Here is a 25,451-nt window from a genome sequence, read left to right on the forward strand (position 1 = left end):
TTTTTGGTCGTGGTGTACTTCACTTATCTGTTCTTATTGAAACAATGAGAAGAGAAGGGTATGAGTTACAAATCGGTCAGCCACAAGTTATTATCAAAGAAATTGATGGTAAAAAATGTGAGCCAATTGAAGAGTTAACAATCGATTTACCAGAAACACTTTCAGGTAGAGCGGTAGAGTTTGTAACTATGCGTAAAGGTGAAATGTTAAGCATGGAAACTAAAGGAGAACGTATGATTGTGAAATTCAATATTCCATCTCGTGGAATCATTGGATTACGTAATCAGTTGCTTACTGCAACTGCTGGTGAGGCAATTATGTCACACCGTTTTATTGGTTATGAGCCATTCAAAGGAGAAATTGCTGGACGTAATAAAGGTTCATTAATTTCTATGGAAAAAGGAAAAGCAATTCCTTACTCTATCGATAAATTACAGGATCGTGGTAAGTTTTTCGTTGAACCAAATACTGAAATTTATGAAGGTCAAGTAATTGGTGAGAATTCTCGTGCTGATGATATGTGTGTTAACGTAACCAAAGAGAAAAAGCAATCTAACGTACGTTCATCAGGAAATGATGATAAAGCTAGAATTATTCCTCCAATTATTTTCTCATTAGAAGAAGCTTTAGAGTACATTCAAAAAGATGAATATGTTGAGGTGACACCTAAATCTATTCGTTTGAGAAAGATTTACTTAACAGAGACTGATAGAAAAAGATTTAAATTCTAATATTTAATATTTTTTAATATATAAAAGCCATTCATTAGAATGGCTTTTTTTATGATCAATTACAAGTAAACCGCTACGTCCTCCTGGGTATAGCAATCGTAAATACAGTATTTTTAATTTCAGTTCTGATCTGTTTTTCAAGCGTTTGCTAGCGGTGTATTATTGATCAAATGAACTGTAGTCTTAAAAGATATACCATTAGTTTTTATCTTTAAAAATGCCCCATTAAGTTCGTAACTTTATGGGGCATTTTTTTGAAATCGGTTATTCTATTTCAATTGAAATTATCTTTTTAGTGCGAAATGTCCTTTCGCTTCGCGACCATCTTCTAATTTTACAGTGTACCAGTAGTCATCTGCAGGTAAAGGTCGATTGTTAAAGGTACCATCCCATCCCGGTCCTGCAGGATTTAATTGGTTTAATAATTTACCGTATCTGTCAAATATATAGATGATCGCTTTAGAATTAAATAGTGCATTGGCGCCTTTTAATTTCCAAAAATCATTAAAACCATCTCCGTTAGGCGTAAAAAATTTGGGCAGTCCCAAAATAGCGACTGCTTTTGTAACTGTTCCGCAGCCGTTTTTATCTCTTACAAATACATCGTGAATTCCAGGGGTTACATTATCGAAAAAATTAGAGTCTTGGTAAAAACCTAATTCATCATCTAATGAATATTCATAGTCTCCTTGCCCAGTTACTGTGATGGTTATGGTATTAATGTCATCTAACTCTTCAATAGCTATGTCGGTAATTAGCGCTTTATCTGATGCTACAACTGTAATTGTTCTGGTTCTACTGCACCCTCCTCCTGCGGTTGTAACAGTAACAGCATATTCGCCTTCCTCATTTACATCAAGTGTAGGACCTGTTTGTCCATTAATAACATTTCCGTTTTTAGTCCAAACATAAGTGTAATTGCTTGTAGGGCTTCCGTCTTGTATGCCTGCATCAAGTTGAACAAAAAAGGAAGGTAAATTAGAACAAACTAATTGGTCGTCTTTATGATCATCATTGGTGTTAATATCTGGTTTTGAGTTGACCACCAACCTGATATGTGGACCTAATCCGTAGCAAGCATTGTCTTGATTACTATCTACTCGTACCCAAATTATTTGTTGATTAGGCGAATTTGTATTGCGATAGTTTGCTGGATTGGGTATCTTATTTACTTCGGCTAGGGCATCTGCTTCATTCTCATAATACGTAATTGTATATAGAGAACTCGGACTAGGCAACAGACTTAAGATTTCAGTATTTATGGCACTAAAATCAAATGTTGAAACACCATCTTTATCATCATTAGCTGCGTCAATATAATCATCACATAAGGCAATTGTTCTTCTAAAAGAGGCTGGTATTTGCGTTGTAGAAACTACTAATTTTAATTCAGCTACGCTAGAACATTTATTATTGTTTTCTATCCTTGCCCAAACGGTATTGTTTCCACTTGTATAACTAAGTGGGTTGCTTATTAAAAAAGAACTATTATTTGAATTTGCCCCTGCAAAAGTTGTAAAGTAAGTAAACTTCATGGCGGCAAAGTCAGTAGTTATTGTACTGTTTTTTTCAGTTAAATTAAAGTTAGATATTCCGTCAGTGTCATCATCACATTGCACTAGTGTCACTGGTGAATTTAAAATTGGTAATGTGTATACTGTGAGTGTAGCAGGATTTGAAGTCAATCCGCAAGTATTTCCAACCTTGCTTAAGACTGCGCGGAATTTGTAACCATTCATAGCGTTGCTAATACTATTTATTTGTAAAGTAGCTGTAGTAGCACCAGTATATGTTGCGTTATTTACAATCGAGTTCCAATTTGTTCCATTTATTGAAACCTGCCATTGGTATGCTGTTATTGCATTTGTAGTAATACTAAAAGTTGCTTGATTAAGATTGCATTCGAATTGATCTTTTGGTTGGTCATTTATTACTATCAGTGCTGCGGTAATATAGTTGTTATTGGGTGTTGTATAGCCGTCTATACCACCTGTTACTAGTCCGTTGCTGTTTACGGTTACTGGATTATTACCTAGTATTCCGTCTTTATTATTGTCTGTAAAACCGGCTTCAGTGACGTCAAAACAAGTATCAGCATCACTATCTAAATCTATATAATTATACCAATTATCAGCATCCGTATTTACGACTATATAGTTTATTTTTCCTGATTCTGGACTTGTTTCTAAGCTATTAGAGAGTCCATTTGCACCAAAACTAGCTGGTGAGCCATCAACACGTCCGTCAGCATTAGTATCGATTGCTGAACTACCAGATTCTTTCAAATCATAAATTCCGTCGTTATCACTATCTAGATCTAAATAATCTTTGTGTGTATCGGCATCTGTATCAATAGGTATAAGTCCGGGTTCAAATGCATTATCCAATCCATCTTTATTAGTGTCAACGCCCGAATATTTTTTTAGTTCATTTCCTTGAGCTTCAATAGTATCAGGAATTCCATCGTTATCACTATCTAAATCTAGTAAATTTGGTATTCCGTCGCTATCGGTATCAATTACTTGATAGTAATCTAATTGAAAAGTAGCTCTGTTAGCATTCGATTCAGATAAATTTTTATGAGTTAACGTCACAGCATTAGTTAAATACGATTGAAATTTGAACGTTCCTGTGCCAGGCGCTAAGGGAACCGTACTGTTAAGTCGAAAACGAATTTCAAATGAAGAAAATTCCTTTACCCCTGTTTCATATTGACCGTCATAATTAGTATCAATTAAAAGTTGACCGTTAGGGTCTGTTACAGTAATTGTTCTATTAGTGGGTACTTTAATGATAAAATCGCCATCACTTTTTAAATAATCTGCTGCAGGAGTATTTTGGCTTGCATTATCTTGACCAATATAATTGAAGGAGATGGAGTAGGGTTGGTTAAAATTTAAAGTGTAGCTACTGTTACTGATGATCCCTGCAGGTACTTCTGTTACAAAGCCATACAAAGGTTTTCCTGTGATTGTCCCTGTTCCTGTCTGCGCTCCTGAAAACTCGGTTCCAAGGAATGGATTGGACTGATTAAGCAATATTTTACTAGCCTCTTCTATATTTAACAAACCATCATTGTCTAAGTCGATATCGATATTATTGTTGGTTCCATCATTGTCAGTGTCTTCAGGACATGAACTTACTGGGATTTTATCTGAAAAAATAGGTACAGTACTTGGACAACCTACAATACTTCCTTGTACTTGGTAATATCCTGGTTGAGTGGGAGTGTACTGATTTGAAGTTGCACCTGGTATTGCTACATCATTAAAATACCATTGAAAAGTATCGTAAGAGGATAAAGTGCTTATTTTTAATTTTACGTTTGGTATGCATGTGGAACTTGCAACGGTAATTTTATCCATTACGATTTCAGGTTTAGTGTCGAAGCCAGAATAATAACCACCGTAAGTGGCATTAATATTGGTTCCAAAATAAGACACATATACTTGTCTTGTTGATTTGACTGCAATATTTCCGGACAAATTACTAACGGTATAGCGCACAAAACCTGGATTACCTTTGACTGGTACGGGCGCGGTACTTAGTGTACTATTGTTTATCGAAACCGTTGCTCCTGCCTCAGTTACGATATTTAAACTACCTGAATAATTAGTAGTCCCAACGGTTTGAATTACTGGGATGTTATCTACTATATTTGGAGTTGAACAGTTTAAGGGTGGTACAAAAAATAAATTTTGATTAGCAGGGCTGTTGGTTCCAGCAATGCTTTGATATGCGGCTACATTTTTAGTTGTTCTGATATATAAATTGTCATCAGTGAACTTACTACCATCGATATCAGCAAATTCTCCTTTATTTAATATTTTAAACAGGGTGGTTCCATCTAAATATACTTCAGTATTGTCTTCACTGGCAATTAATTGAACACGCTCAATTTCGTCAGTACCAATACCTTTTACAAAAATATACTCTTTACCTGTTTTTTCTAATGGCACAATTTGGTCAAAACCAATATCTCTACCTATTCCTTGACCTGTATTACTAACTAATGTACTATTACTTCCTCCAAATGAGCCAGAGTTTACCACCACAGGCTTATCAGATTCCACAAGGGCACCAATCATTTTTGAACTATTAGAAGGGGAGCTTGCAGAATTTTCTAAAGCTAAAACATAGCTTTCATTTTTATTAAGGGTAACTGTGATGTCACCTGCTGTTACAACTCCACTAGTTAAAACTGTTCCTACAGGTATGTTGGAAATTGTAATTTTAGTACTGTTTTCTGTGGCTAAAATGGAAGCAAAATTTAATAAACTGCTATCATTAAGTGGATTTAGCATGGCGCCTAATCGGAAAGTCTTACCAAGCGCACTATTTCCTTTGGAAACTAACCCTCCAGCATGTGCATATGTACTATTGAACGTACTAAAAGCCGCATTTAAACGAACACTTACGTATATCAAATCTTCGGCCTCTACTATAAAACCTTTATTGGTGACTATGCCAATATTAGTTTTCGGAGTAATTAAGGTTGTATTATTGCCTTGCCCAATAAAGTATACAAAAGGAGAGGTGTTGGATACTGTCCCACTTGCTATTGTCGCGCCATTACTAGTAATAATGAAGTTGACATTGGTGGTCGTGGGAGTAGAGATATATAAATATTGGTCAGCTACTCCTATGTTATTCGAGCAACTCAACGGTGGTATGTAATGCGTTTTGCTAAATTGACTAAAAACAGATAACGTAGCAAAAAGAAAGAATAATAATGTAATTTTTTTCATGGGCTAAAAATATAAAAATATTTTCTATCTCTTATCCCAAAATAGCTGTTTAATTAGTTCTCCTATTGTTAAAGTTTAAAACTATTAGTAATTTCTGTTTTTTCTCCCTCTGACTTTTAGTGTGATATTTCAATAATTTATGCTCGCAATTGCAAGTTTTTTCCAAAAAGGGTAAAAAGGCCTTATTGCAGCAATCAACATTAATAAATAAGAAATGTATAGCTGATTATTATAAGTCTCTTTTTTTAAGCAGTTTATAGGAAAGTGCCGTAAAAATAAAAGACCAAGCTAGCACAATTACTATTGCAGAAAAGGGTACGCCATAATCTTTGATATCATCCACACCAAGTTGTGTTCCTATATTTTTAATCAAATTTAATCGTGTAAAAGGCTCTACAATAAGATTAGACATTGATTCCAAAGGAAAGAACTGTGTGATATATCCTCCTATTTTGCTATCTGGAAAAATTTGAAAGACTAAAAGACCTTTAGCTATGCTTTCTATGATTCCCCAAATAAATAAAAATCCTATCGCAAAAGCAGAGCGTTTCACAAGAATTCCTAAAAATAAACAGAAAGAGAAAAAACCAACTAGCTTTACAAAAAAGGCGATAATGTATTCCAAGCCCGAAAAAACTATACTTATTTCTGTGTAAGATGAAAAACTATATCCAAGTATTAAACTTAAAACGAATACAAAGATTGTCGAACATAGGGCGAAGACAATTATAGTGAGGAATTTAGAAAGAATAAATTCTTTTTTACTCATTCCGTCAATTAAATTTTGCTTTAAGGTTCCATAGCTATACTCATTTGCCATCATTGATACAATGACTATTGCAAGAAAGAATTTTAGCCAAGCAGCAATATACGTGTTAAAATGCCATATAAAAGGGAAATTAAAGATCCCCATTTCGGCAAAATGTAGTTTTATTGCACCAATTTCAAATTTTATGGAAGCTATTAAAGCAATAAATGATAGTAAGATAAAGTAGCATAGAGTTAGAACTTTGCTAGCTTTGTTCATCCATATCTTTTGCAATTCTATTGATAATAATCGTTTCATGAATTAGTTTTTATTATTTGATTTTGATTGGTTTGTCAATTCTAAAAATTGCTCTTCAAGACTGTTTTTACGTTTTACTAAGTAACTAAGGGCGATACTGTTTTCAAACAGAAAGCGGTTTAGTTCAGCAGCTTCAAGTGCAGCATTTAGGTAAACGTATAACTTGTTTTCTTCTTCTTTGATACTATCCACCGCAGCATGTTTAAGTAACACTTTCTTTAACATTGCATTGTCATCGGCCTGAAGTTCAAAAAAACCTTCGTTAGCAGTCATTTCGTGAACGCTTCCTGCGTAGAGTACTTGACCTTTCCTTAAAACTAAAACATGAGAGCAAACTTTTTCGACTTCGTCTAATAGGTGAGAGGCAAGTAAAATGGTTGTTCCTTGTGAGGCAATTTTCTTTATAATATCTCTAATTTGATGAATTCCTTGCGGATCTAAGCCATTAGTAGGTTCATCTAAAATTAAAATTTCGGGATCATTAAGTAATGCAGATGCAATTGCTAATCGTTGCTTCATACCCAATGAAAAAGAACTAAACTTACTGTTTTTTCGTTCTTGTAAGCCCACCAATTCTAGTTTTTCTTCAATTTTAGCGTAAGATATGTTTTTGATTTTACATACTAATTTTAAATTTTCAACCGCTGTCATGTAGGGATAAAAGTTAGGTCTTTCGATAATCGCCCCTACTTTTTTTAGAGCTTCGTGCGTTTCTATTTTGCCACCAAACCAGCTGTATTCGCCTGAGGTTTTATTGACTACGTTTAGAACAATCCCTAATGTTGTTGATTTCCCACTACCATTCGGCCCTAAAATACCGTAAACGTGACCTTTTTGTATATCAAATGAAACATCTTGCAGTGCATGTAGACTGCCGTAACGTTTATTGAGGTTTTTAATTGAAAGTATTGTTTCCAAATTTTTGTCTTTTAGTTTTAAGTAAGACGAGTGATCGCACTAATTGTTACTATCAGATGTAAACTTGGCTTTCTTTGCTTTAAAATTCGGCACAATTTTAGCACAATGCTAATCGTTGGTTTGCAATCCAATTTAATACTACTACTTATAAATGATAATTTTAAGTTAGATGATCCTTTTTTATTGGAAATAAGTAGTTGGGTATTTATTCTTTTTTGGTTGTAAATTGGCGTAAATTTGCATTTTATACTATTTACCATGAGCGATTCTAATATACTTTTTAAAAAACCATCTTATCCAATTAACAAGTTACTTTTTGATTACCTAGAACGATTTGATCGTATATCCAAGGTTTCAGTTTGTTACGATGATTTACTGCGGTTTTCAGGAGCTATTAATGTTTATGATAAAAATGATCAGGACACCTTGTGGGCAAGAGTTTTTTACAATGAGTTTGAAAGAAATGAAATTGACCTTAATCTTAAAAAAATCTACTCCTTGCTGCACTCAGATGGTAATGTAGATATTATTAAGTTTTTGAATGTCGATGCGATTGATTACTGCACCTTTGGGAATTCAAAACCCTTTAGAGTAAAAGTGAGAAATATTCTAAATGATAATTACACCCATTTTTATGTCAAAAAAGCTGATGCTTCTCGTATTTATGGATTAGAATTAGAACATATTTTATCTCCTGACAAAATAAACTTTTTAGTGTACGAGGACACATTGATCGAAGAGCACATTATTGGTATTCCGGGTGATGTATTTATGGAAACGCTTTTAACGAGTTGTACAGAATCTGAGAAAGCGCAAATTGCCAAAGAGTTCGTTAAATTTAATGAACGTTGCATGATTAGACTCTTGGGAGATATGAGAGCTTACAATTATGTAATAGTTCCTATTCACGATTTTGATCAAGTGGTTTATAAAATACGCCCCATTGATTTTGATCAGCAGTGTTATGAAGGGAATTTTAAGATTTACAGACCTCAGTTTTTTAAAGAGAACTTACCAATGGTTAAGCTAGTTCGTGAAAAATTGCAAGATAGTTCTATTGAGCAGTATAAAAATGAAGAGCGTGCTGCGCTAGCAAAAAGAATTATATCTGCTGAAAACCGTATCAAGAGAATTTTGAGAATCATGGGTCAAGATAATATTGCTCCTGATGAACATATAGAACAACTTAAAATGGATTTATACCGTTACACTAACGATATGAATTTTAAAAACGCCAAACGAATGGGTAATGTTTTGAGCGCTGCTTTTAAATTTATTACCAGAAATTATAAGCATACTAATTTATTTAAACCGGGGTTTTAATGCTCTTTCATTTTACTTACTTTTACTATGAACCTATTTAATTTTATGAAAAATTACGTATCAATACTATTGGTCTCAATTGTAAGTCTAGCTTGCCAAAAAGATGGAAGACCTTTAGAAAACCTATTTTCTCTTCCAAAAAGCCTTAAGGAAGTTTCAGGTATTAGCTATGCAAATGATTCGAAGTTACTTTGGACTTTAGAAGATAGCGGTAATGCTGATAAAATTTATGGATTGACTGCAGAGGGTAAAATAAAGTATGAGATTGAAATTTCAGGGGCTAAAAATAGGGACTGGGAAGATATCACTAAAGACCAAGCGGGAAATATCTATATTGGTGATTTTGGAAATAACAACAACGATCGAAAAGATTTATGTATTTATAAAATTAACAAAGAATCTTTGTCGTCACAACAGGCAGTTCCAGACTACAAAGTTTCCTTTTCGTATCCTGAACAACACTCTTTCCCTCCCAAGAAAAAAGAAATGTTTTTTGATGTAGAAGGTTTTTTTGAATACAAAGGCAATTTTTATCTTTTTACAAAAAACAGAAGCAAAGGGTTCGATGGTACTACTTTTATGTACAAGGTGGCTAATCGAGCTGGAACACAACTTGCCCAAAAGGTAGCTGAATTTAAAAGCTGTGATAACTTTAGTACCTGCGCAATTACCAGTGCAGCCATAAGTCCTGACCAGTCCAAAGTAGTTTTACTTTGTCACGATACATTATGGCTGTTTGATAATTTCAAAAATGATGCGTTCCTCTCAGGTAATGTTCAAGAATTAGATTTAGAACACAACTCTCAAAAAGAGGCAGTATGTTTTAAGGATAACGAAAACTTATTAATTGCTGATGAAAAAACAAAAAAAATAGGTGGGAACGTTTATGCGGTAAAAATTACGGATTTAAAATCCAAATCCTAGTCCAAAAGCAATTCGTGGTTGATCCTCTTGACTTGCGAAATAGGTTAGTCTAGCGGTTACAACATTTAATCCATTTAACCACAAACCTCCTCCGTAAGACTTGTGCCATTGATTTGAAACTTCTCCTGTTTTCCAAACTCGTCCGTAATCAAATCCACCTAGAAGTCCGTAGGACATAGGTATTATACTCCTTTTTATTTTCCCTAAATTCCATCGCAAGTCAGTGCTTTGGTAAAACGATTGACGACCTAAAAAGCGCTCGTTACGAAAACCTCTCAAGTCAAAATCACCACCTAGTGTTGCTCCTTGATAAAATTCGTAATTATCATTTAGTATCATTTTAGACTTTAAAATGGTAGCGAGTACTAATTTCCCATTAGAATCAATTCTATGGTTTATATTTAAATGACTTTCTATAGTTGGGAAATTTCTTTTTGCCTCTTGAAGGTTGGTAGTCCAGCTACTAGCTACCGAAAATCCTAGTCCCATAGTTGGTAATGATTTGATATCGTAATTTTCAAAGCTGTATTTTAAACTAGCTCCTGCAAAGTTTTGGGCCTCGAACACCTTTTGATTCACTACTGCAGGTAGGTTGATAAACCTATTGGTAGTCCCTTCTACTTTTATTCTTTCAAAAGAAGTTTTGAAATTTATTTCGCTTCCATAACGACCAAATTTCACAACTGATGGAGCAATTTTGATCATTCTGATTTTTACCCTGTTGTAATCTAATCCTAAATTAGTATCATCATTGGTAGTTTCATTTCCTGTGCCAAAATAATTTATAGAGAAATTAGGGCTGGTAAAGCGACCTTCCAGATTAAAGTCCCATGTGCCAAAAAGTTTCGGGATATGTCCATTGTAAACTAGGTCAAATCCATTTGTAGCAAAATAATAGCCAGCATTTAAGGTGTGCTTTTGTGAATATGGATTTTGTTTGAAATTATTGACAAGGAACTTGGTTAATAGCACAACTTTGAGTCCATCATCAGGATTATAACCAAAGGACGGAAATTTTGAAAAGTAGCTAAATTTAGGCTTAGTGTAATCGTATTGATTGATAGTATAATCATCAGTTAAAACAGTTTTGGTTTTTTCGTCAAGGTCAAACGTGTTGTCTTTTGATTTATAATCGTAGATAGTTAGGCGTTTTGAATTTGCAACTTTGTACTCATCATTATTTAATCCACCAATCAATTTAATTTTAGTTGAGGTCTCTGCTTTACCTTTTACTTCAAATTTATCCTTATCATCTAATCCATAAATCCAAATGTTTTTAGTCTTAGCAGCTGTATAATTTTTAGAAAACATTAATTCGTCACCTTCCTTTTTTAAACGATATACATCTATTAAAACATTGTTTTTCTTGTTGTGGTCAATTACAAATTTATCGTCTTTATTGGTTCCCACGATAAGGACTGTTTTTTGTAACTCTTGGTAATACTCAGCAGCATATTTTGCAAGATCGTTTTTTCGTATCTTTAATTTACGTTTTATTTCTTCAATAGTTTTGTCCTGCACCTCAATAGGAAGGTTATTAAAAGCTAGATCAATATCGTTATCCGATAATTGAGATTGAATGTATTTAGCTTGATTTATCCATTCGTTCTTATCGGCTTTTTTTATAAATGCTAGATCAAGAGGAAAGGGCTCTCTATTTAGCCATCTTAATTTTTTAATTTCATCCTTAAAAGTTTGCATGTGTTTTAGCTCTGACTTTGTCATTAACAAAGAGAGTAATGCACCATCATACTTGGTAAAGGCTTGGTCTCGATCTCTTGGAATTGGTTTGTAAACCACTTTGTCCTTAATCTTATATTCGCCCCATCTCCACTGATCATAGTGTCTATCCCAGTCACCAATAAGCATATCAAACAGTCTAGCTTTTATATATTCTTTTTCATCTACTGAATATTTTTCGTCTTTACTCAAATTTTCTAATAAGTCGGCCGTGCTGATAATGTCGTCTGGCTGACCAAAACTTTTTAGATTTTTTTGAGTTTCATCTGTACGTTCTTCGAACATATACAATTCATCTCCAAATTCTTCATTGAATTCTTCCAACGCATAATGTTTAGGTACATAATATAATTTTGGATTAGTATGGGATATACCAATTTTTGCCGCTAAATTGCCAATTGCAAAAGGGGTATACGGATGTGCTGTTGTATAAAAGTCATATAAAAATCCTTCGGCGTAAGTGTTTTTAAATTCGTTTGCAACATATTGATCTTTAAAAGCTACTGATTGCACGAAACTAGAAACACTTTTTTTCATAGCTCGTAATACATATTCCTTACCATCTTTGCTTACTAACTGCAATGATCTAGTTTGATGTCCGCCACCTGCTCTTTTAGGAACCATTCCGCCCATTAAGGTATCAATGGTAACCGTTTTTGCGACCACAGGCATGCTGTAATATTTTCTATAATGTTTTCCAAAAAACAAGCGGTAAAACCAACTTTTTTTGGTCAGCTCTTTATCATAGATGGAGGCTGTTGTCGTAGCTGGAAAAGAACTTGGATACTCTTTAATTTTTTTATCTACGACCTTTACTACTGTTTTTTCGAATAATAATTTATCATCTTTATCATCATTAGCAAAATAGGAAACTTTTACATCTCCTTTTTTATAAACTTTTAAAATAGCATATCCATTTCCTCCATACGAAAAATCATAGGGAAATACAGCTCTAGCAACTTCTGATTTTGAACCAGCACCGCTAATGATTTGTTTGATATTGTCTTTGTCGATATATTGCAAATTGTGATCATGTCCGGAAACAACAATAACATTTTCCTTATCTTGTAGTATTGTTTTAATACGCTTAGTCAATAAGGTGTATTGCTTGTTTTGAATGTCTTGAGGACTAAATCCTGAGGTTTTTCGAACAAGGTTGATGAGGGACCCTATAATAGGTAAAGGGATTTTTTGTTGGAAAGGAAATAATTGCTTCATTAAAGAAAATTGATTGCCATGCGTTCCATTACTAATCAGTGGATGGTGAATAGCTAGAAGTATCGTTTTATCTTCATTCTTACTCAAAATACTTTCTAATTCTTCAAAAAAAGCTTCCCTGTTTTTGATATCGCAATTTTCATTAATGGTCGGTTCTTTATCCCAATCTAATAAAAACCATTGGCTGTCAATGGTAATAAGTAAGACTTTATCGTTAATGTCATGCTCTTCAATAGGGCAACCATTACGAGGAGAAAAAGAGTTTTTATCTTTTAAATAGTCGGTTACAAATTTTTCTTGATTCTCCAAGCCTTTGATTCCGCTATACCAATCATGATTTCCAGGAATGAATATTGTATTTCCTTTAAAACCTTGTGAAAGTTTTAACTGATTTAATAATTTATTTTCTGCTGACTTATAACCTTTTTTGTTTTCTTTGTCAGGCATTCCGTTGGGATAGATGTTGTCACCTAAAAATAACAGTGTAGCATTTTTATCTGATGTTTTTAGTTTGTCATCAATATTTTTCAAAGTGCTTTTTGTAGCGGTTTCATCTGCATAACCAGCATCACCAATCAGGTAAAAAGTATGTGAAACTTTAGAAGTATCAATATCATTAGCGGATTTAGGTGCAGCTATTTTACTCCCATATTTAGGACGATAAGTAGCGCAACTTTGTATAAAGAATAATGTTAAAACTAAAAGGGTATATTTAAATAGATATTTTTTTAAAAAAGAGTAATCATAAAACAATTTCATAATTTAGAAGTATAAATTTATTAATATGAATATAATCGAACAAGCTGAACAGTTTATATACAATTTGCTCAAAGATAATCTTTCTGAGCTATTTACGTATCATAATTTCAACCACACTTTAGATGTTGTAAACGCAGCGAAAGTGCTTGCTGAAAACGAAAATATCGATAAAATTGATAGTGAGATAGTTCAAATTGCAGCTTGGTTTCATGATTGCGGTTATATTCATGGAAGCACTAATCATGAGGACTTAAGCATTTCAATTGCAAAAAAATTTTTAAAGGACCAGGACGTTTCAAAGGACTATATTAAAAAGGTATGTTCTTTAATAGATGTTACAAGATATAATAGTACACCTAAAAATATATTAGAGGAAATAATTCGGGATGCCGATTATTATCATTTTTCAACTGATAATTACCTGTTAAGGTGTGAGTTATTAAGAAAAGAATGGGAAAAAACGCAGGGTAAAACGTTCTCAGATAAAAAATGGGCGAAAGAGAATTTGAAAATGCTTTCCAAAAATCATGTCTATCATACGGCTTTTGCCAAGGATAATTGGACAGGTCCTAAGAAAAATAATATAGTTTTAATAGAAGATATTATAAAAAAGTTGGGGACCAAGAGTAAAGAAAAGAATGTGGTTTTAAAAAATAAAAAGAAGATAAAGGATAAAAAACCAGATAGAGGGATTGATACTTTATTCAGGATAACACTAAACAATCATACTCGATTGAGTGGTATTGCTGATAGTAAGGCTAATATTTTATTGTCTGTAAATGCAATTATAATTTCAATTGCTTTGTCCTCTTTAATACCAAAATTGGATAGCATACGCAACGAGCATTTGGTTTATCCCACTTTTATAATGCTTCTTTTCAGCGTAGTATCTATTGTTTTCGCAATTTTATCAACTCGACCTAAAGTAACAAGTGGTACATTTACAAGACAAGACATAGCCGAGAAAAAAGTGAACTTATTGTTTTTTGGTAATTTCTATAAAATGCCTTTACAAGAGTATGAATGGGCAGTTAATGAGATGATGAATGATAGAGAATATTTGTATAACTCTTTAATTAAAGACTTATATTTTCTTGGGCTTGTTCTGGAAAAAAAGTATAGGTTGTTACGAATAACCTATAACATATTTATGATCGGATTAATAATATCTTTTATTGCCTTTGTTATAGCCTTTAACTGGGCTAGTGCTTAGTCCAGTTCTTCAAGTAATTCATCATAAGTATATTGCTTATCGGGGTTTTTAGAAATGGTATTCACTACTTTAATTCTAATGCCCTTTAGGCCAGAGACTCCTTGTAATTCCTCAACATCAAATTGTTCAATGGTAGGTTCTAAAATATTTTTAAATTGTAAGAATTTAATATATTTTAAATATTCTCTCTCCTCCTCTTTATGAGAGTAAACGATGGTTATTTTTTCCTGTTGTGTGATTCTTTCTTCAGTATCTTTTATGTTAGCTTTGTCAATTCTTTTCTTCACAACTTCATATCTAGCATTATAAGTTCCGTCAACATCAAATCTTTTCTCATCCATTCTAAATCGGATTGAGATAGGTGAGCTGAATACAAGAATTAATGAGGTTACCTCTAGTTCATATGGCAATACCGATTTATACCTATGATGTTCTAATTCCATTTTGCATAAAGTTTGTAATTGCCAAAGTCTTAAGTTGCTTAAATAAATTTTATCAAATTGCTGATCAGGAGCTATCGCTGCTCCAATGTATAAATTGTGTTCTACACCATCCGTTTTGAATCTTTCAAAGTAATGTGGAAAAATGTTTTGTGCTTCCAATTGTGCTTTATCAATAATAGAAGCCATCTTTTTATTAATAATTGACATGGCTTCATCGAACTTTTTTCTAGATTCATAATACAAGCCAGACTTAGGATCGATGTGTGAAAAGTATTTTTTTATCTCCTCTTGAGAACCAGTCGCAACTATAGCTTTAGTAATTATTGGATGGATGTCCTTCTTGATATAATTTTGAATTTGCTGTTCCGTATCCGTTTTTAATTCCCCCTCTAATTCAGTAACGAAAGCTTTCATTTCAAATTTTCGTTGTTCTAAAATAGGTAGATTTTTAGTTCCCTTTAAAGTATCAAAAATAGCTAATAAAGAGTGTAATTGGAGTCTTAAATCTTCTTTTACTGTTTGATTGCGATGGAATGAAGAACTTTTGATATCGATTTGTCCATAAAGTGGATAGACCTCCTTAAAGACAATTTCCTTGAATACATATTCTTTGTTGAAGGATATGTTTTGAAAATACTTTTGAACCTCTTTCTTAAATTTCCAATATACACTGGAATGAATTGCCGTGTATTCCCTTTGAATTATGGCTTCAAGTTGATTTTCTAAATCGTTGTTGTATCGTTCCAGAGTATCAACAATGTAAGGAAGTATTAAGTCTAGGTTATTTGCGTTGAGTGAATTTAGATTCCCTATTTCAGATGAAACTAATTCCATTATTCCTAATAGTCTATTTCCTTTCACCACAGGAGCTAGAATACAACTCTGAATGTTTTGTGACAACAAATGTAAAGCGAACTCTCGATTTCCAGGGGTGGTACCAAAATTTGATACATTCGAAATGCTAAATGGTTTTTTAGAATCTAAAATATTTTTCAAGGAACATCCAAAAACGGAGTCCTCACAATCAATTTTTTTGTTATCCGAAAGTATAAAGCTTTCTACAGTGTCATCATTAAAAGGTGGTCTAGTGAAGGTGCTTTCTTCTTGATTGTATATCATTAGACCCACCCTCAAGTCCGGTATTTTAAAAATAGACCTAAAGATATCTTGGATGTTAGTATCGAGCTCATTTTGCTTTTGCTCTGACTTTAAAAGGCTGCTTTTTAAGTGAGAAACAGCACTTTCAATTGTAGCATTAAATAAGGTAACTATTCCAAATCCTTTTAGAATCCAACTGTCTTTGGGGAATTTCTCCTTCCAGATGGCAATAGTACCATAATTATCCATCAATAAATTAATGTCTTCTTGAGTAAGAGAAATTGCTTTATTGGTGGGCATTATTTCGATAAAATCTACATTGTATAAAATGCGATAATGTTTATGAATTCCGTCTGAATCTGGAATGTCATAAAACAAAGGTCTGCTGATGTCAAAATTTTGCTTGTAATAGCTATTCAAAATTAAGATACAACTCATTATGTAAAATTCATCGTCACTAAAATCTCTAATAGTCATGTCGAACGAATCACCTGCATCTCTCAATATTGTTTTGAACCGCTCTGTGAAATTAAAGGTTAGATTTTGAAAAGGAATGGTGACCGCTTTTATTTCATTGTGCGTTAAAGCTTTTGGAAATAATTCTGCCAGTAAATTTTGTATGATCTCCTTGTTTTTTTCAATTGTAGAAAACTGCTCTATACCTGTTTTAAATTCTGGAATGGTCTCTATTTCATCTAGTATTGATTGAGCATAATTCGCCTTGTAATCAACATCAGACGCTGCCGTTTCTTCTAGTGACTCGATGAGTTTATGAAATGAAATTAGGGTTTTAAATGGACTTTCCTTAAAAATTTTGATGTTCATGTAGCGTAGTTATGGAACAAATTTACAAATAAACCTGTGATGCAGTCCCAATATAATTATAAAAAAAATCTCCAATTAATTTCATAATTGGAGATTGCTGTTTATCTAGTAAAAAGTAGTTTCACTGATTAAATTTATGATTTTTGTTCTTTATTGAAATAAACTAGGTAATAATACATTTGTTTTTCCTCGTCCCAGCCTTTTTCTACATATTTTTCAGCACTTTCAGGATTGATAAAATCCATCTTAATCTGAATATTGGTATCCAAGTTGATTACATTTTTAATAGACTTGCGCGCATCAGATACGGCTGCGTTTGCAATAGGAAATGATGTTACATCTTCGATACTGTATTTCTCACCTTTATCGACTTTATAGTTTTTAAACTCCGGAATCAAATCTGGATTGTCTAAGACTTCATTCAAAAAGTTAGTTTCTTCGAATTGATCGTTCTTTGCAAAATAATTTACAGATCGGTTCATAAACATTACCTCTTCTTTCTTGTCTTCAGCAGGGAAAACAACGTCTTTGGCAAAGTTTTGACAAAATTTTAAATACTTTTTAGTGATAAAATTTTCATCCTCAAAAGCATCTACTGATAAAAAGTGCTCCAACCAATAACGAGCATCATAACGGTTACTGTCAACGGTTAGGATTTTATACCCTTCCTCTTTTTTGTGATTAAAAATGATACACCCTTTGTCTAATTTACTCAAGTTTACCCCTTGTTGTAAAATCATTTCTAGGTGTGTTCCTTTTTCTTCAAACTGTAAAAAGTCGGCTTGTAACTCACTTTTAAAAATTCCGATAGCGTCTACTGGATTATTATCAATGTTTACATTAGTCAAATAAGTAACATAAACTTCTCCGTTTTTGATATGTGGATGGTTTGATTGCTCAAACAAATGCTTCGTGATTTTTTTTGACGTTTCATGCAAAGCAGATGGATTATCAAAAATTTCTGTTGCATATTTAAACATATCGTTGTAGTCTAAATCGACTTCATGAGCAAACTGATAGTAGTTTTCTTCTTTCTCTCTAAAAGGTTTCAAGAAAAATTCCTTCATCAACGGAACAATTTCGTCATTAAGACTAAAAGCTTGTTCTGATAAAAAAAGAGCTTCGTTACGGCTTTTGTTTCCCACTCTGTGGATAGAAAGCGTCTCGATGTGCGTGTTAAATAGGTTGATCATTTGTTTTTTAGTTTCAAAGTTTAAAAGTATCAGAGTTCCAGAGTTTCAAAGTTGTTTCGCTTTGCAGAATAAATTCAATTATAAAGTTGTTTTTATTTTCCGCGAAAAAGCACTTATCATTCTTTCAATTTCCCTACTGTCTTCGTATAATTTGTTAAATTGTGTTTGGTCTATATATTTTAAATTGTATGCAATTTCAATTTGCGTTTGCATTTCAAATAACGACGCAATAGCTATATTCAAAAATTTTAAATAATCTTTGCTTCCATGTCGACCATAACCTTCGGCTATGTTGCTTGGAATTGAAATTGCACTTCGTCTCAACTGCGACGTGAGAGAATAGATTTCAGATTTAGGGAAATTATTCGTTATAGCATAAATATCAGTTACAACTAACATTGCTTTCTGCCAAATTAATAAGTCTCTGAAGGTTCCCATATATTCTTATCTACTTTGTGACTTTGCAGCTCTGTAGCTTTGAAACTGTACTAAGTCTAATTCCAATTCTCCTCAAACCCATAATCTTCAAAACTATCGTCGCCTTCGAACATGTCTAGATCATCTTCATCTAATCCATCTTCATAGTCGTTAGCATAGTCATCGGCATTATCAGCTTCAAAGTTTTTTTCCATGGCTTCATCTGGCATTTCACCATGTGAAAACAAAGTTTCAGGATAAAAATTCCCTGGTTCTTCCTCCTCAATGGCAGCAAGTTCTACTAGAAATGTCCACATATTGATAAAATCATAAACGTAGATAATTTTAGTATTCTCGTCGTCTAAAATATCAGCTAGTTTATAGTCGCTCATGATTTTTTGTTCACCTAGAACATCTCCGGTGTCAAAAAGCGAAATTTCATCTTCCTGATTCCAAGTTTCATCACAAGTGTAAAAAGAGGCCACTTCCATACCATCAAATCCAAATGAATTGAAGATCGCATTGTGTAAATCTTCTAAAGTGTCTTCAGCAAGTATCGCGATATCTCTAAAAATATCTTCTTCGGCATCTAGAATAACTCTGAATTTGTAAACCATAATCTTTGTTTTTAATGAGAGGTCAAAGGTAAAATTTAATTTTAGATTTTACTTTTGGAAATGTGTTTTGTTGATAAGATTTTCTCTTAAAAATTCTTTTCGAACAGTCAATGGCTAATCTTACCAACTTGAATCTCATCGCTTTTTTTAAACGAAATAATAGTGATTTATGAATGATTATTTGGCAACATAAAGCATCAAAAAAGCCTAATCAATTGATTAGGCTACTTAATTATTTTTTTGACTCTGAACAAAGTCCTACTATTTCATGAAACACATCATGCATTTCAGTTAGTTCTTTCACAATGCTGTCATTAGATCCATTACCCATAATTAGAGCATTCAAACCAATACTTTGTAATTTTAATTTTTCGCTAGCTTCTACGATTGCTCTAGTTTTAAATTCTGCAGGCTTAGGAGCGGTTAATAAAGCAGCAGCTTTGGTCATCATTTCTTCTGATCGTGCTTTTATAGGAGCTAAATTTCCTTCCTCAGCAGGATGAAAAGTGGCTGATATTACATCATGAAATTCTTTTATTGCGGGCCATTTATCAAATGTAGATTGTGCCGAAACCGAATTAGCCATTACAACTAATGCCAAAATTAAGAGTACTTTAAGCTTTTTCATTATCTTTTATTTAAGTGGAACTTTTACTGCCAAATATAGTACATTTTAGTTTACAGGTGTATTAATTATTCAATTTCCGAATCACTTTTGCAGGATTGCCCACAGCAAGCACGTTTTCAGGAATATCCTTTGTTACCACTGAGCCAGCACCTATCACTGATCCTTTTCCTATCGTAACTCCGGGACACAGCACCGTATTGCCACCTATCCAGCAATCATCGCCTATCGTTATTGGTAGTGCATTTTCGAGCGTTCGTCGCAAATCAGCCTCCAGCGGATGTGTAGCCGTGTACAACTGCACATTTGGCGCAAAAAACACGTTTGAGCCTATCGTAACCGGAGCAGAGTCCAGGACAACACAGTTTACATTAAAATACACATTGTCTCCACAAACGATATTGTAGCCGTAATCACAATGAAATGGCGGTTCGATGTACAAATTAGAGCCCGCGTTTGCAATCAATTCGGCTATGATTTCTCTTGCTTTTTTCGTAATTCGATACTCCGTCACATTCAATCGGTGCAATAAATTCTTGGCACGGCGGCGGTCTTTTAGTAATGTCGCATCTCCTGAATTGTAGTATTCTCCGGCAATCATTTTATTTTTTTCAGTCTTCATTTTCTAATTTTATTTTGGGCATGCCCTCCGCAACCCCGATAACCATCGGGGTCGGTCGCGCTATCCGTTTCAATCTTTTTTTCGGCTACAAGCCTCATAAAAAGATTTCCACTACTATCCCTCATGCAAACGAAGGCAGTAAACTAGCACGATTCGTTGTAAATATAATCTAAAATTAAAAGTGCAACAACTCATCCTCTTAATTCAACAGTTCAGTTTCATTAAATTTCAGGAGAGTTGGTTTGCTATTACTTTTGGACTATCAAAATCAAACCAAATGAAATCACTTTTTACCTTTACCATTTTACTTTTTGCTTCAGCGGTTTTTGCCCAATCGACCCTTTCAGGAAAAACAGTCGACAAAAAAGGAAAACCTATCGCAGGCGCCAACATCTACATTGACGGTACTTACGATGGAGCAACTACTGATGAAAACGGACAATTTTTATTTACAACCACGGCAATTGGACAGCAAACATTGGTGGCAAGCTTTTTAGTATATGAAACCACAAGAACAGTCGTCAATGTTACAGATTTTAAAAACCAAACGATTGTTTTAAGAGAAAGTAGCAATACGCTCGATGCCGTTGTTATCTCTGCAGGAACCATGGAAACCGGCGATAAAGCACGAGTAGCTGTTTTAAAACCATTAGATATTGTTACAACTGCAGGTTCAGCAGGCAACATTATTGCCGCGCTGCAAACCTTACCTGGAACCCAAAGTGTAGGTGAGGACGGACGCCTTTTTGTGCGCGGTGGCGAGGCTAATGAAACCCAGACATTTGTCGACGGCATCAGAGTAGCGCAACCGTATAATGCGACAATTGGCAATGTGCCTACGCGAGGGCGTTTTTCTCCCTTTTTATTCAGTGGAATCGCTTTTTCAACGGGAGGCTACTCCGCTGAATATGGTGAAGCACTTTCTAGTGTACTACTCTTGAATACCGAGGATAATCCGGATCAAAATAAAACCGAAATCTCATTAATGACTGTAGGTTTAGGTCTAGGAAATACCCAAAAATGGAATAAAAGCTCGCTCAGTATCAATGCTTCATATATAAACTTAGCGCCCTATCAAGCCGTTATTCCTCAAAATGTGGACTGGAACAAGCCCTTTCAGTCTTTATCAGGTGAATCGGTTTATCGGTATAATTTCAATAACGGAATCTTAAAAGTTTACGCTGCTTTTGATTCTTCAAAATTAGATATCAATCAAGACAACATAAATACACCTAACAAAATAAGAGTTGGAATCAACAATGACAACTTTTATTTCAATACGTCATACAATGGGCGTTTTGGAACCGGTTGGCAAGTGGTGACGGGTTTAAGTTACGGTTACAGTAAGAACCAAATAGGGCTTGATTTAGATAATGTAGTAAACTATGAAAATGCGGCGCATTTAAAACTAAAACTAAAAAAGAACTTTTCTAATTATTTTAAACTGTCTTTTGGAACTGATTATTTTATCACTAAATTCGACGAAAATTTCAAACCTAATTCAGGTACAGCAGCTAATACGGGATATAATTCCGCTATTGGTGCGGTTTTTACGGAGGCAGATATTCTGTTTTCGAAAAAAGTAGCTGCTAAAGTCGGTTTACGAGCTTCATATAATAACTTGCTTGATGAAACGGCTATAGCGCCAAGAATTTCGATGGCGTATAAAGTGTCAAAAAACAGTCAGTTTTCGCTAGCTTACGGAGATTTTTCGCAAAGTCCAAGCGTAGATTATATCAAATATTCAAAATGGCATCAGTTCGAAAGTGAGCGAGCGTCACATTATATTCTTAATTTTCAATACAGTAAGGACAGTCAAACTTTTAGAGCCGAAACCTATTGTAAAGCCTATGCTAATTTGGTTACATACGATACACCTTCGATTGCTTTCAACTCCGTGTTTACAAATAATGGATCGGGCTATGCCAAGGGATTGGATTTGTTTTGGCGAGATGGAAAGTCCATAAAGAATTTAGAATATTGGCTTTCCTATTCGTATATCGATACCAAAAGAGAGTACAGGAATTTCCCAACGGCAGCCACACCTAGCTTTGTAGCAGATCATTCTTTGTCATTGGTTACCAAATATTTCATTACTGATTGGCGTTCTCAAATTGGTTTTACGAATTCCTTTAGCTCAGGTCGTCCCTACAATAACCCAAACGAAACCCAATTTATGAACGGAAAAACTAAGGGGTACAACAACCTAAGTTTTAATTGGGCCTACTTAATCAGTCAGCAAAAGATTTTATATTTCTCGGTATCGAATATATTAGGAACTCAAAATGTTTTTGGGTACGATTATGCTCGAAATCCGGATAGTAATGGTTTTTACAATCGTAAAGAGATAATCCCAACTGCTTATCGTTTCTTTTTTGTTGGTTTCTTTTGGACAATAAGTAAAGATAAAAAAGACAATCAGTTGAAAAACTTATAATAAGTCTCAAGTTTAAAAGTCTTAAAGTTTGTAAAGTGATAGTGCTGGCTTTATGACCTTCGACTTTGCAATTATTGACTAACTAAGCAATTCATCCTCGAAAACCGACAGTTCAGTACTATTAAATTTATTTAGAGCTATAACGGGATTACTTTTGAACTATAAATAAATAACGTTTCAATCATCAAAAAATAATTAATCAATTTTAAACCAAGAAATCATGACAAAATTAATCACTGCATTCACCGTATTTATGATCACTTTTATTTCGGCTCAAGGCCAACAAGCTATTGCTCCAGCAACTCCAGGACAATACGAACAAGGAATGGGCAAAGCATTCGGACTTTGGAAAGAAGGTAAAAGTACTGAAGCTTCCGACTTATTCGAAAGAATAGCTGCTGCTGAACCTACCAAATGGTTACCAAATTATTATGTAGCTTTGGTAAACACAACAACTGCTTTTGGTACAAAGGATAAAGAAAAAATCAACTTATTACTAACCAAAGCACAAAACGCATTGAGTTTAGAATTAGCTAAAGATGAAACTAACGCCGAGCTTTATGTAATGCAAGCCATGATCAATACCGCTTGGATTAGTTTTGATCCTATGACTTACGGACAAAAACTGTCGGGAGCAGTAATGGAGCTATACGGTCAAGCAGAAGCAATAGCACCAAACAATCCTAGAGTTGTTTTTGGAAAGGCTGAGTTTGAAATTGGAGCAGCGCAGTTTTGGGGAACCGACACGAAACCGATGTGTGCCCAGATAGAAAAAGCTATTGGACTTTTTGCTACTTTTAAACCCGAAACGGCTTTTTCACCAACTTGGGGATTAGATCGAGCATTGGCAGCACAAGCTAAATGTAAATAAGGAGCATTGTAAAATATAGTGTTCTTAAAGTAACATATAAAATAAAATTGCAATAATGTATACCAAAAATAAAGAGCTAAGTAGAGCGATAAAATTAACGCTTATCATTTTTGTAATTATTCAACTGATCAACCTAATGATGGGAAGTGAAATTCAAATTGGTCAAAAATTACTAGTCAATTTTGTTTTCACCGCTTTGTATACCTTCTCGTTATACGGTGTAAATTATTATCTCTTCATCAAATTAGACGCTTACTTTGTCGATCGATTTTCAATTAGAAGGATAATAGTTGGTTTCATAGGTTCTTTTATTGTTTCATTAGCAGTTATTTTTTTAATGCACGTTTTTGAGGAAGTGCTTTACAACAAAAGATCTTTTGAAGAATTCTTAGCCACGGAGCGACCAATCAATTACCTACCCGCAATAATAATTACCTTTTTTGTTACGCTATCGATTTATGCAATTTCGTTTTACAAAGCCTATAACGAGAACAGGATAAAAGAGCAGAAAATAATTGCAGGGACTGCAAATGCCAAATTCGAGAGCTTAAAAAACCAAATTGATCCTCATTTTTTATTCAATAGCCTGAATGTATTAAGTTCTCTCATAGAAGAAAACCCAGATAATGCACAACGGTTCACCACCTCATTGTCAAAGGTATATCGCTACGTTTTGGAACAAAAAGACAAAGAGCTAGTCTCGATTGAGGAAGAATTGGCTTTCGCCAAAACGTATATGAATCTATTAAAAATGCGTTTTGAAGACAGCTTGGATTATGAGTTGCAAGTAGTGAATCCTGATCCTGAAGCCAAAGTAGTGCCGCTGTCCTTACAGCTTTTATTAGAAAATGCAGTAAAACACAATGTAATCAGTGCTCAAAAACCATTACAAATTCGGATTTATATCGAAAACGGATTTTTAGTCATTCAAAACGACTTTCAAAAAAAGGAAGTCCTGCAGGATAGGCAAGGGGTAGGATTACAAAATATTATTAATCGCTATGCGATAATCACGCGACGAAAAGTGATGATAGAACAAAATGAAAAAACATTTACGGTCAAAATACCTATTTTAACTAAACAAACTACTGTTATGGAAACAACATCAAATTACAATGAAAACAACGCTTATTTTAAAGCGAAGAAAAGAGTAGAAGAACTAAAAGGATTTTATGGAAACTTAATTTCTTATTGTTGCGTGATACCGTTCTTAATTTTTATAAACCTAAAATTTTCGCCTCACTTTCACTGGTTTTGGTTTTCGGCTATAGGATGGGGATTTGGTTTGACGATGCATGCGCTACAAGTTTTTGGGTATAGCTCCAATTGGGAGGAACGAAAAATAAAAGAAATTTTAGAAAAAAATTCAACTAATAATAAATGGAAATAATCATGGAAAATACGTATCAAGACGAACAACGATTTTATAATGCTAAAAAAAGAGTTGAGGAAATAAAGGGATTTTATGGTAATTTAGCATCTTATATTTTGGTAAATCTAGGGCTTTTAGCACTAAATTTATGGACATCACCTAATCATTTATGGTTTTATTGGCCGCTGTTTGGATGGGGAATTGGAGTTGTAATTCATGGTTTGAAGGTGTTTAATTATATGCCTTTTTTTTCTCAGGATTGGGAAGAACAAAAGATCAAAGAATTCATGG

17 protein-coding genes and 1 pseudogene are annotated in these 25,451 nt (G+C 33.8%); 8 read left to right on the forward strand and 10 right to left on the reverse strand.

The features are described from left to right. Positions 1-731 (forward strand): annotated as a pseudogene (locus P8M54_RS12670) (translational GTPase TypA); the annotation flags it as partial. 284 nt (positions 732-1,015) lie between these two features. Here P8M54_RS12670 and P8M54_RS12675 read toward each other — a convergent pair. The 3 genes from P8M54_RS12675 to P8M54_RS12685 all read right to left on the reverse strand — a co-directional run bounded on the left by P8M54_RS12675 (position 1,016) and on the right by P8M54_RS12685 (position 7,463). Further along, entirely contained in the window at positions 1,016-5,479 is a 4,464-nt protein-coding gene (locus P8M54_RS12675) for a T9SS type B sorting domain-containing protein (RefSeq protein ID WP_300288279.1), read from the reverse strand. Between the two features lie 229 nt (positions 5,480-5,708). After that, a complete protein-coding gene (locus P8M54_RS12680) occupies positions 5,709-6,545 on the reverse strand; it encodes an ABC transporter permease (protein ID WP_300288281.1) in 837 nt (278 codons plus the stop codon). 3 nt (positions 6,546-6,548) lie between these two features. Next, entirely contained in the window at positions 6,549-7,463 is a 915-nt protein-coding gene (locus P8M54_RS12685; protein WP_300288282.1) for an ATP-binding cassette domain-containing protein, read from the reverse strand. A 258-nt stretch (positions 7,464-7,721) separates the two neighbouring features. Between P8M54_RS12685 and P8M54_RS12690 the strand changes: the two genes are divergently transcribed. Further along, positions 7,722-8,786, forward strand: a complete 1,065-nt coding sequence (locus P8M54_RS12690; RefSeq protein WP_300288283.1) for a hypothetical protein — start codon at positions 7,722-7,724, stop codon at positions 8,784-8,786. Positions 8,787-8,831: 45 nt separating this feature from the next. Next, positions 8,832-9,710: an SdiA-regulated domain-containing protein gene (locus tag P8M54_RS12695; protein ID WP_300288284.1), complete on the forward strand. Its 879-nt coding sequence runs from the start codon at positions 8,832-8,834 to the stop codon at positions 9,708-9,710. Here the strand turns inward: P8M54_RS12695 and P8M54_RS12700 are convergent. Then, complete coding sequence (locus P8M54_RS12700) at positions 9,693-13,427, reverse strand: metallophosphoesterase (RefSeq protein WP_300288285.1); 3,735 nt, start codon at positions 13,425-13,427, stop codon at positions 9,693-9,695. The genes P8M54_RS12695 and P8M54_RS12700 overlap by 18 nt on opposite strands. Before the next feature lie 25 nt (positions 13,428-13,452). On the opposite strand from P8M54_RS12700, the gene P8M54_RS12705 reads away from it, so the two are divergent. Continuing rightward, positions 13,453-14,640, forward strand: coding sequence for a Pycsar system effector family protein (locus P8M54_RS12705; protein ID WP_300288286.1), 1,188 nt, complete (start codon positions 13,453-13,455; stop codon positions 14,638-14,640). Here P8M54_RS12705 and P8M54_RS12710 read toward each other — a convergent pair. From P8M54_RS12710 to P8M54_RS12735, 6 genes are all read right to left on the reverse strand, one after another. After that, a complete protein-coding gene (locus P8M54_RS12710; RefSeq protein ID WP_300288288.1) occupies positions 14,637-17,006 on the reverse strand; it encodes a GAF domain-containing protein in 2,370 nt (789 codons plus the stop codon). The two genes, P8M54_RS12705 and P8M54_RS12710, sit on opposite strands and share 4 nt — an antisense overlap. A gap of 134 nt (positions 17,007-17,140) precedes the next feature. Beyond that, positions 17,141-18,199, reverse strand: a complete 1,059-nt coding sequence (locus P8M54_RS12715; protein ID WP_300288289.1) for a nucleoid-associated protein — start codon at positions 18,197-18,199, stop codon at positions 17,141-17,143. A gap of 78 nt (positions 18,200-18,277) precedes the next feature. Then, positions 18,278-18,637 (reverse strand): four helix bundle protein, encoded by a 360-nt coding sequence (locus tag P8M54_RS12720; RefSeq protein WP_300288290.1) that lies wholly within the window; start codon positions 18,635-18,637, stop codon positions 18,278-18,280. Positions 18,638-18,693: 56 nt separating this feature from the next. Beyond that, positions 18,694-19,233 carry a hypothetical protein gene (locus P8M54_RS12725; RefSeq protein ID WP_300288291.1) on the reverse strand — a complete coding sequence of 180 codons (540 nt, stop codon included), beginning with the start codon at positions 19,231-19,233 and terminating at the stop codon, positions 18,694-18,696. Between the two features lie 232 nt (positions 19,234-19,465). After that, entirely contained in the window at positions 19,466-19,861 is a 396-nt protein-coding gene (locus P8M54_RS12730) for a hypothetical protein (protein ID WP_300288292.1), read from the reverse strand. Positions 19,862-19,922: 61 nt separating this feature from the next. Further along, positions 19,923-20,480: a sugar O-acetyltransferase gene (locus P8M54_RS12735; protein WP_300288293.1), complete on the reverse strand. Its 558-nt coding sequence runs from the start codon at positions 20,478-20,480 to the stop codon at positions 19,923-19,925. A 277-nt stretch (positions 20,481-20,757) separates the two neighbouring features. Between P8M54_RS12735 and P8M54_RS12740 the strand changes: the two genes are divergently transcribed. From P8M54_RS12740 to P8M54_RS12755, 4 genes are all read left to right on the forward strand, one after another. Continuing rightward, a complete protein-coding gene (locus P8M54_RS12740; protein WP_300288295.1) occupies positions 20,758-22,917 on the forward strand; it encodes a TonB-dependent receptor in 2,160 nt (719 codons plus the stop codon). 220 nt (positions 22,918-23,137) lie between these two features. Further along, a complete protein-coding gene (locus P8M54_RS12745) occupies positions 23,138-23,788 on the forward strand; it encodes a hypothetical protein (protein ID WP_300288296.1) in 651 nt (216 codons plus the stop codon). A gap of 55 nt (positions 23,789-23,843) precedes the next feature. Then, entirely contained in the window at positions 23,844-25,178 is a 1,335-nt protein-coding gene (locus tag P8M54_RS12750; protein ID WP_300288298.1) for a histidine kinase, read from the forward strand. Then, a partial coding sequence (locus P8M54_RS12755) for a 2TM domain-containing protein (protein ID WP_300288299.1) occupies positions 25,169-25,451 on the forward strand: 283 nt, incomplete at its 3' end. The genes P8M54_RS12750 and P8M54_RS12755, both read left to right, overlap by 10 nt.

The organism is Flavobacterium sp. (assembly GCF_029242675.1).
In the GTDB taxonomy this organism is placed as follows: domain Bacteria; phylum Bacteroidota; class Bacteroidia; order Flavobacteriales; family Flavobacteriaceae; genus Flavobacterium.